This window comes from Synechococcus sp. R55.7 (genome assembly GCF_047461955.1).
GTDB lineage: Bacteria > Cyanobacteriota > Cyanobacteriia > Thermostichales > Thermostichaceae > Thermostichus.
This window is the reverse complement of record NZ_JANSIC010000240.1, coordinates 2,272-3,693: the sequence shown is the minus strand read 5'-3', so window position 1 is coordinate 3,693 and position 1,422 is coordinate 2,272. Positions and strand designations below refer to the sequence as shown.

Below are 1,422 nucleotides of genomic sequence, written 5' to 3'. Positions count from 1 at the left end.
CAGGAACTGTATCAACTAAAGCAGCAGTGCCCTCAGGTGCAGGTGGTTTGGATCCCAGCCCACCAAGGTCTGCGCTGGAACGAGTACGTGGATGGGTTGGTTGCCCAGGCTCGAGCCAGAGTGACCGTTCCTCCAGAAGTTAGGGGTTGAGGTTCCACACCGGCAGTGGGGGCACTGTGAAACTGGTTAGCAGCAAGATGCTTGCCAAGACTACAAGGCTGTTAGGCTTGGCTTGACTGCAAGGTGCAGAACTTCCTGGATGGTTTTAGCCATGCGCTCCCAGGTAAAAGACTTAACCCACTCTAAGCCTTTCCTGACTTTCTCAGCGCGCAACTTGGGATCCAGAACCTGAACCAGGGTGTCCGACAAAGAGTCCTCTACATAAAATGCAGCTTCTCCTCCTACTTCCACTAAGGCAGAGTTGGGATAGATAATGACAGGGGTCCCACAGGCCATGGCCTCCAATACGGGTAGCCCGAATCCCTCATATGCACTTGGGTAAACCAGCGCCACGGCATTCTGGTAGGCTTGAACCAACTGCTGCAGATCTAGATAAGCATTCATAACAGGTTGCGGAGCTGCCGCCTGTCGATAAGCCTCTGGAGTCGACCAGGAATGAGTGCAAAGGACAGGGAAAGGCTTATAGGACCACTGCTGATAAGCTTCAAAAAATAACTCCTGTCGTTTGTAAGCGCCTTGGTGGCATCCAATCAGCAGCCAGTGCTTGGGAATAGCTGAGGGATCCGGCTTGAATACACTGGTGTCAACCCCAGGGTAAGCTACTACTGCCTCTTTGCCAGTTAGACGCAGCAAGTCACAGGCCGTGTTTTGGCTAACAGCTACAATGCGAGCGGCTGCTTCAAGGGCTGCGTGCTTTTGGCGCCACATGGGATCTGAGAGATCCCAACCCAGCACTTCTGGGATCATGTCATGGAGCAGGAGCACCTGCGGAATGTCAGAGGGCAGGTATGTATGGTAGGTGCTCATAAAAACATCAGCCCCTGACCAAATAAAAGCTTGTCTCAACTCAGGATCATCCCAGCGGGCGTAGCTAAAGGGGTGACCCTGCATTCTCTCGACACCCTGGGGTAGCTCTCCCATGCCACCCCGATCGTAGAAAGTGATGCGAATCCCCAGCTGAGGCAATTCCCGCAGTAAGTTGCGCCAAACTGTAGCAATACCAGTTTGGGACATCTGGAAGAACACCCCGTCCACAAATAGGTGAAGACGTTGCCGCACCTCTACCACCAAGGGATCCCCGTATGCCCAGGGGAAAAAGGGCTGCAGGGAGCAGGGCTTTTCCGCTTTTTGCAACTCTTCCCAAGCTCTGACAGCTCCTTGGTAGCCGTAGTAGGATTCCTTAAACTCCACCTGCTTTCGCAATGCATAGGCATAGTGGTCAAACACTAAGCCCTCTGCTTC

The 1,422-nt window shown here is 53.2% G+C and carries 1 protein-coding gene; it reads right to left on the bottom strand.

Features of this window, described 5'->3' with window-relative positions:
- Positions 1-210: 210 nt before the first annotated feature.
- On the bottom strand, positions 211-1,422 hold a 1,212-nt coding region (locus NW820_RS10965; RefSeq protein ID WP_414407504.1), incomplete at its 5' end, for a glycosyltransferase family 4 protein.